Annotated in this window: 7 protein-coding genes; 2 read left to right on the plus strand and 5 right to left on the minus strand. The window is 52.9% G+C overall.

Annotated elements, in window-relative coordinates; all coding sequences use genetic code 11:
- Positions 1-148: 148 nt before the first annotated feature.
- Entirely contained in the window at positions 149-847 is a 699-nt protein-coding gene (locus tag AEST_RS15425; RefSeq protein ID WP_008610147.1) for an RluA family pseudouridine synthase, read from the minus strand.
- Between the two features lie 129 nt (positions 848-976).
- Here AEST_RS15425 and AEST_RS15430 point away from each other — a divergent pair, with 129 nt between their 5' ends.
- A complete protein-coding gene (locus tag AEST_RS15430; RefSeq protein WP_008610148.1) occupies positions 977-1,651 on the plus strand; it encodes a pseudouridine synthase in 675 nt (224 codons plus the stop codon).
- On the opposite strand, the gene AEST_RS15435 is transcribed toward AEST_RS15430, so the two are convergent.
- The gene (locus AEST_RS15435) at positions 1,648-3,096 is read right to left on the minus strand and encodes a PAS domain-containing protein (protein ID WP_156803910.1); all 1,449 of its coding nucleotides are present in this window, start codon (positions 3,094-3,096) and stop codon (positions 1,648-1,650) included. The genes AEST_RS15430 and AEST_RS15435 overlap by 4 nt on opposite strands.
- Positions 3,097-3,325: 229 nt before the next feature.
- On the opposite strand from AEST_RS15435, the gene AEST_RS15440 reads away from it, so the two are divergent.
- Positions 3,326-4,330, plus strand: a complete 1,005-nt coding sequence (locus AEST_RS15440; protein WP_008610151.1) for a Kelch repeat-containing protein — start codon at positions 3,326-3,328, stop codon at positions 4,328-4,330.
- Positions 4,331-4,339: 9 nt separating this feature from the next.
- Here the strand turns inward: AEST_RS15440 and AEST_RS15445 are convergent, their stop codons facing one another.
- The 3 genes from AEST_RS15445 to AEST_RS17100 form a co-directional block, all read right to left on the minus strand.
- The gene (locus AEST_RS15445; RefSeq protein ID WP_008610152.1) at positions 4,340-4,804 is read right to left on the minus strand and encodes a hypothetical protein; all 465 of its coding nucleotides are present in this window, start codon (positions 4,802-4,804) and stop codon (positions 4,340-4,342) included.
- Between the two features lie 155 nt (positions 4,805-4,959).
- Positions 4,960-7,641, minus strand: a complete 2,682-nt coding sequence (locus tag AEST_RS15450; RefSeq protein WP_008610153.1) for a cation-translocating P-type ATPase — start codon at positions 7,639-7,641, stop codon at positions 4,960-4,962.
- A gap of 383 nt (positions 7,642-8,024) precedes the next feature.
- Positions 8,025-8,263 (minus strand): transposase (locus tag AEST_RS17100; protein ID WP_156803911.1); only part of this gene is annotated, 239 nt, incomplete at its 5' end.

An 8,263-nucleotide genomic window follows, 5' to 3' on the forward strand; every position in this document is an offset into this window, starting at 1 on the left:
TCTGTCTTTGGGGCGACGATTACTAGCCAGATGCTTTGATGTCATAGATGAATTGATGGAGGGCATTGATGTCTTCGAGCGACTCCGACAGCATACTTTGGAGTATGCTGTTCGGTGGGAGCCTTAAAATCGTGGGGATCTATCAGGCTCAGACCTGTTCCGGAGTCGCGTCGAACCAGTTGCCGCTGGCACTGACAAAGTCGGTGTCTGCGGTAAAGAGCAGGGGTTGCTGGCTATATGGCTGCTGTAAACGCAGTTCTGCGGCATGCAGCAATAAGCGGGGTGCTGCCGCTGCCTGTTCGGGCGAGGCATAAAAATTATCCCCCAGGATCGGATGGCCCAACGCGGCCAAATGCACTCTTAGCTGATGTGAGCGCCCGGTTACCGGTCTTAGTTCTACTAAACTGCAGTCTTGCCGTACCGCAATACGTTGATAAAAGGTTTGTGCGGGTTTACCAGCAGTATCCACCCGCTGTTTTGGCGCCTGATCCGGATCGGCACTCAGGGGCAGATTAATTTCTCCCGGCTCGGCTGACATCACGCCGGCGACTACCGCCAGATAGCGCTTTTTAACCAGCCGCTCGGCAAATTGCCGTTTTAACTCGCGCTCCGCCTTGCGTCTTAACGCAAACACCACCACGCCTGAGGTACCGAGATCCAGCCGGTGCACCAATAACGCGGTTGGAAATTCGCGTTGTACCCGGCTAAGCACTGAATCGCTAAGCTCTAACGCCCGGCCGGGATTTGTCAGCAAGCCGCTGGGTTTATTCACCACCAGCAGATCTTTATCCTGATACAAAATTGGCAGCGGGCCTGGCGGAGGCTGGTAGAACTGATACATATTCATCTGGAAATCCGAAACTATCCATCATCTTGGCGGCAGCTTAACGGCTTTGGCGCCGCCTGCAAGGCTTTTTTGCCAACAGCCAGGCTAACTTGGTTATAATGCGCTGCTTTGCAGCAAAGGAACCGGATCATGACAGCGGCGTTAGATGAATTGGCAATTTTGCCGGCAACCAACCAGGCCTACCACATCCTGTATCAGGATGAAGCCTTATTGGTGGTTGATAAGCCGACTAAGCTGTTAACTGTGCCGGGCCGGCATCCGGCGAACCGCGACTGCTTGATTAGCCGGGTACAGTGTGAGTTCCCAGGCGCACAGGTGGTGCACCGGCTTGATTACGACACCTCTGGCATAGTGCTGCTGCCGCTGACTAAAAAGGCGCTGTCAGCGCTAAGTAAGCAATTTCAGGCCAGAACTATCAGCAAACTCTATACGGCCCGCGTTGCCGGCCAATTATCTGCTGCTGCCGGAGAAATTAATTTGCCAATTGCGCCAGACGCTGAGCGCCGGCCACTGTATAAGATTTGTCAGCTAACGGGTAAGCCTTCATTAACACGTTATCGTGTGCTGGACTACCGGGCAGGGGACAACAGTACTTTAGTGGAGCTGGAGCCGGTAACAGGTCGCTCGCATCAGCTGCGCTTGCATTTGGCCGCTATTGGCCATCCAATTCTGGGTGACAGCTTATATGCGCCAATCGACATCGCTGGTGCCTCCTGCCGTTTGTTACTGCATGCCACAGTTATCGAGTTTGTCCATCCACTGACGGGCAAATTACTACAACTGCAGACGCCGGTATCTTTCTAGTCGCGTCTGGCGCGCAATAACACATTGATACCACTGGCGTTGGGGTAAAGACGGATTGTCCAGTCCAGAGAACTATCAGGCAACTGGCACGTCAGATACTCGGCTTGTTGCTGGATAAAGCTGCGCTGGATTGCTGCGGTCAAAACACTAAAATCTTTGCCCGGCCGATAAAAGACTTCGTTTAAGGATTTGCCGAGTAATGGATTCTTGGATGCGCGCAACAAGTCTAATGCTTGCTGGTTGATAAAGGTGAGATTCAGTTGTTGATCCAGGCTTAAAAACGCATCGGAAATCTCATCCAGGGTCTGGAATAGCGCCAGTCGTAGTTGATCCGAGTGCTGCCAGAGCTTTTTCTGCTCACTGATATCCATCGCAGAACCAAACCAATATAGCACTTCGCCTTGTTCGTTAAAGATGGGTATGGCCGAGGTCAGATGCCAGATATATTGGCCATCTGCGCGTAAAATGCGAAATTCGATTTTGTAGGGAGCTTTATTGGCGACACATTGTTGCCAGTAACTGAGCACCGGTTGTTGATCGTCCGGGTGCAGAATAGCCAGCCAATCGGCAATAATCGTTTGGGTGTCACGGCCACAAAACTGGGCGAAGGTTTCCGAGGCAAAATCGACCTGACCCTCAGCGGTGGCAGTCCAAACTTTTACTGGCAGGCTATCGGCTAATTGCTGAAAGCGACGTTGCTGCTGCGCGAACCGACTGGCTTCATCATGATGATGTTGAATATTCTGCAAAATGCCGCGTACCAGATCCGGATCGGCCGGATCCTGGTAACTGATGATCCTAACCCAAAGTGGCTGCTGACACTCCTGCTGTAATTTGCACTCCAGCATCTCCGGTTCGCTGCTACTGCCGGCCTGTTCCAGTTGCAGAGATAATTTGTTTCGATTGGCACTGTCAAAGCAATACACAAATTGGGCCAGAGTAATTTCCGTCAGGTTTACGCCCAGCAACTGTTGGCTTGGCAAGTCAAGCCGCACCATTTTCCGATGATTATCCAGCCACCAATGGCTTAATCCGGTGACCTTGTTTGCCAGCTCTAAATCCTGCTGGGTTTGATTAACCTGATGTTGTTGCCGCAGTTGTGACTCGCGAAACGCCATCGCCTGCATACTTAACCACCAGAGTAGGATGATCGACAAACAGGATACAGTGCGGTTCGCAATAACATAAAACGTAGAAAATTCTGCTGGCGCATTAGGAGCAATAAAAAAGCCCAGCCAAACGGCAAGCAAGGCGAAGCCAGCCGTGCTATGTAACAGCAGTCGATTGGCACTCAGACCCGCCAGAGCAACCAAGGGGGTGTACAAAATACCATGGGCAAAGCCGAGTTGAGTCATGCTGTCACTAAGTAACACCAGCAGTAGTGTAATACTGAGAAACCAGCTTGCGGCGGCACTATGCTGCATAAAATTGAGCAGTTTCGGCATCAGCATCCTTGAGTATCCAGCAAAGCAGTACTAATGCGGTTTACGCACAGAAATTGTCGATAGTTGACTGTCGGCTGAAAATTTTTTTGCTTAAAGCATGTTAATCTCCTGCTCAAGGTATAACACAAAGTCCGGTAAAGCCCCAAGGTTTCGTTGCGTTAGTGTTATTTTTTAATGATTTTATTGTACGTCTCGCTTTGAGAGTAATTGCGAACAGGAGCAGAACCTAATGTTAAATTTATTACTCTTCCCCGTTGTCGCCATAGCTCTGACCGCCAACACCGCTACGGTGAGCTGGCAGGACCACGCCAGCATGCCGTTACCGGTACAGGAAATTTATCCGGTGTTACATCAAAACACTATCGTCGTAGCCGGTGGCCTGAGCAGCGAACTCAGTGGTAGTGCTGCACCAGTCACCGCAGGGGTACATCAGTATTCATTGAGTTCACAGCGTTGGCAGGATGGCATCGCCTTACCCGAGCCACGGCATCACAGCCATCTGGTGTCGGTGGCAGGTAAGTTGTTTTCACTCGGCGGTTTTGTTGTTACCGAGCAAGGTTGGTGGACTAACAGTCGGGATATTCTGTTGCTGGATGAAACAGCAGGCCAATGGCAAAAGGTCGCCGAATTACCGGCGCCACTTAGCGAAGCTGTGGCGACCGTTATCGCTGAGCAGGTGCATATTGCCAGCGGCCGCACCGCGACTGATGCTAACAATGGCCAATGGCGCGACAATACCGATGTTAGCTGGCACTGGGTGTTGGACCCGCACAGTTATCAGATCCGTGAGGCTGCGCCAGTGCCAACAGCACGTAATAGTGCTGCTGCTGCCTTACTGAATGGCCGTTGGCATCTGGTGGGAGGGCGCACTGTCGCAGACGGCAATCTGGCGGTACATGAAGTGTTTGATCCCGTAGCTAACAGCTGGAAACAACTGGCACCGCTGCCACAGGCACAGGCTGGTCTGGCGGCAGCGGTAGTGGGGGATAGCTTACTGGTGTTTGGCGGTGAGCATTTTAATGCCGGAGGCGGCGTCTTTGACAAGGTTTGGCAGTACCTACCCGCTGAAGATCGCTGGCAGGTACTGACCACCTTACCGATAGCGCGTCATGGCCATGGAGCTGTGGTCGTGGGTGAGCATGTCTATGTGATTGGCGGTGCAGCAGAGGCAGGTTTAAAGGCTACGCTGGGAAAATTGCAACGCTTAACGGTAACGACAAAAACGGCGCACTAAACCTAAAAACTAAACCTGCACATTAATATTTAAACCGCTACTTGGCGCCAGAGGGCGTGCGATCAAACTAAAGGGGGTTGCTGCATTGTTGCCTGATACCGAGACCGTAGTGGTTGGGTTAGGTTGAGTTTCTGAGTCAGTTTGCTGCTCAGCGTCGTCCTGCGGTGCGCTCTCCGACGCTGCGGTGCGATCCAAGGCTGAGTTTAAGCGTTCAGTTCGTTGTTGCTGACTCTCCGTCAAGCGATCCGCGGCAGCCAGATTTTGTTGCAACAGGTTCGCGCGGTTAGCTGACTCAGTCGCTTCAGAATCCAGTTCGCGCGCCTGTTGCTGCGCAGCTCTGGCTTCACGCCGTTTGGCGGCAGCCTGTTGCTCCAGTGCTTGCGCTTGTTGTTCGGCTTGCTGAGCTTGCCGCTCGGTTTGTTGGCGTAATAATGCAGTAACCGGAAAACCTGCACGTGCAATGGCGGACGTCATACGGTGATTCCTCGTTAAACTCCAACTAGCCGTAGAAATTATCAATCCTAGCCTGGAAATTGTAGCTTAGATTTGCTCAAAAAACCAACAGCTCGGCGCTTGTGACACTCGTCGGCGACACTGCTTGTCGCGGTGACCTGCCGGTTTATCTGGTTTTACCAGAGTAGTTTTTTTTCTACCTCAACCAACAGCATCACCAGTAAAGCCGCGCCAAGCGACCATAACCAGTGTTGCAGGCTAAGGGGCTGGGTGCCAAACCACAATTGCAGCAGCGGACTGTAGACAAAGGCCAGCTGTAACAACACCAGTATGCCGATCGCCAGCCAGGCAATGCGGTTGGTAAATAGCAGTGTGGGTTTAAGGCTAAAGTTATTCAGATGCCGGCTGTTTAGCAAGTAACCGGCCTGCGCCACCACCAGTGCCGTTACTGTTACCGTGCGGGCAGTCGCCAGATCCAGGCCCTGTGCTAATGCCAGCTGAAATAATGCCATGGCACTGCCGCCAATTAATAAGGATACCAGGGCTATGCGGCGCAAAAAGGCAGCACTTAACAACGCTGCGCTGCTTTGTCGCGGCGGGCGCTGCATCACACCCGGCTCGGCCGGTTCAAACGCCAGTGCCAGTGCCAGGGTAATGGCCACCACCATATTTACCCATAAAATTTGTACCGGTGTCAGCGGCAGCGTCAGGCCAAATAACACCGCACAAAGCATTACCAAGCCCTGAGCGCCGTTGGTCGGCAGAATAAATAAAATGGCTTTACGCAGGTTATCGTAAATAGTGCGTCCCTCTGCGACAGCTGCCGCTATGGTGCTAAAGTTATCGTCAGCCAGCACAATATCCGCGGCTTCTTTACTGGCCTCCGAGCCCTTAATACCCATCGCCACGCCGACATCAGCCTGTTTTAATGCCGGCGCATCATTTACACCATCGCCGGTCATTGCCACCACTTCGCCCTGTTGCTGCAGCGCCTGTACCAGCCGCAATTTATGCTCCGGGCTGGTACGGGCAAAAATATCGCCCGCCAATGCCATTTGTTGTAGCTGTTCGCTGCTGGCTTGCTCCAGTTGTTGCCCGGTATAGACCTGTAACGTGGCATCGGCCGCTAAACCCATCTCCCGACCAATGGCTTCTGCCGTACCGGCATGATCGCCGGTGATCATTTTTACCCGGATCCCGGCGGCCCGACAGGCGGCAATAGCGCTAATGGCTTCCGGGCGCGGCGGGTCGATAATACCAATCAGGCCATAAAAGCAAAGCCCGGTTAGATCGCTAAGCCCCAGTTCGGTTTGTTCGGTATCACGGCCGGCAGCGGCCAGCACCCTTAGCCCTTGCGAGCTCAATAGATTAAGTTGCTGCTGCCAGAATACCTCATTTAATGGCTCGGTTTGCCCCTGGGCATTCAGCTGTACCGAACAGCGTGGCAATAAGCGATCTGGCGCGCCTTTTAACAGCAACTGCCGGCTGCCGTTGCGGTGTTGCTCCAGACTGGCCATAAATTTATTTTCTGACTCAAACGGGATCACCGCTAAGCGCTGATGTTGTTCCCGTTCAAAGCCGGCTTTTTCCGCCAGACAAAGCAGGGCGCCCTCGGTAGGTTCGCCATGTACCAGCCACTGGCCGTCTTTTTCCACCAGCTGACTATCGTTGGCTACGGCGATCACTTCAATTAACGCCGCCAATGCCGGATGTGCTGCCAGGTTAACTGGTTCTTCTGCAAAGCGCAGTTCACCCTGCGGCTGATAACCGACGCCGCTAATCTGATATTGGCCTTGCGCGGTGACGACTTCTTTGGCTGTCATTTCGTTGCGAGTTAGGGTGCCGGTTTTATCCGAGCAAATCACCGTTACCGCGCCCAGGGTTTCCACTGCATTTAAGCGCCGGGTAATGGCTTTGCGATCCGCCATTTGTTTTACCCCCAGCGCCAGCGTAATGGTCAGAATAGCCGGCAATCCCTCCGGGATAGCCGCTACCGCAAAACCAATCGCAGCCAGAAACACTTCGGCATGGCTATAGTCGTGCAGTAACATGCCGACAGCCAGCATTAACAGCGCCAGTAATGCAATCACCAGCGCCAGATAGCGGCCAAACTGGTTCATTTGCCGGGTGAGCGGTGTGGTAATGCCCTGAACCTCGGATAACAGCTGGTTGATTTGACCAATTTCCGTTGCCGCACCGATGGCGGTCACCACGGCGATACCGCGCCCTGACGTCACCAGGGTGCCGGAAAAGGCCAGACAACTGCGATCGCCAAGTGCCGCATCCAGCGCAACTGGCTCGGTTTGTTTGGCTACCGGCTGCGATTCTCCGGTGAGCGCCGACTCTTCAATCCGCAGCTCAGTGCTATCCAACAAGCGTAAGTCGGCCGGAACCAGATCCCCAGAGCGGATCTTTACCACATCGCCCGGCACCAGCTGCTCGGCCGGCACTTGCTGCCACTGGCCATCGCGACAGACATTGGCATGCACCGACAACATCTGGCGGATCCCGGCCAAAGCCTGTTCGGCCTTACCTTCCTGAATAAAGCCGATAATGGCATTAATAATCACCACCGCCAGAATCACTGCGGTGTCCAGCCAGTGGCCGAGCAGGGCGGTAACCGCTGCTGAGAATAACAGTACGTAGATCAGGGTGTCATGAAAGTGTTTAAAAAAGCGATACCACAGTGAGGGGCCAGCCGCCTGTGGCAGCAGGTTAGGGCCGTATTGCGCTGCCCGGTGTTGTGCTTGCGCTGCGGTTAAACCCTGCTCAGCGCTATTAAGTGTCGCCAGCACCTGATTAGCGCTCAGGCTGTGAGCGTTAACAGGTGCTGCCGTTTTTGGCTTGCCGGTCGCCATAATATTGTTCCTTTTTTCACCAATTACACACAGTATGCCAGAAAAAGGCAGTCATCGACCTGCGCTGCATCAAACATTTATCCACAGCACTATATGAACGCCTCCTTTGCAAGGGTTTTTAACGTGTGCTGAGTTTGGATGGGCTGCGGCACTATATCCGGTCTTATTAATGCGGGGCGCGCCCCCGCTGACCCTAATGATTTCCGCGACTTTAGCTCTAACACTCCGGACGGTATTTAAACCCATGCAGTGGACAGATTACTAAAGTATGGTCTTACCAATTTTCATCACACGTCAGGCGCCCTGACAAACGGTTGCGAACGTTTTCGCGCTAAACAGTTTTACATCATTTATCGTTAATCATTATGGTTAACCGGCTTAGATTAACTCACCTGTGAGTACAGATTCTCGTCATACTCGACGTCTTTGCTTAACAATGCCCAAACAACTCTGGCTGTTTTATTGGCTAACGCCAGAAGTACCACATTCTTTGGTCGGCGAATAAGTAGCCCCTGCAACCACTCACTTGGATGCTTATTATGTGTGATGGCTGAGCGGGCGCCGTGTACCAATAAAGTCCGCACATAGGTATCGCCACGTTTGCTAATACCATGAAGCTTTA

The sequence above is a fragment of the Alishewanella aestuarii B11 genome, assembly GCF_000280055.1.
Taxonomy (GTDB): Bacteria; Pseudomonadota; Gammaproteobacteria; order Enterobacterales; family Alteromonadaceae; genus Alishewanella; species Alishewanella aestuarii.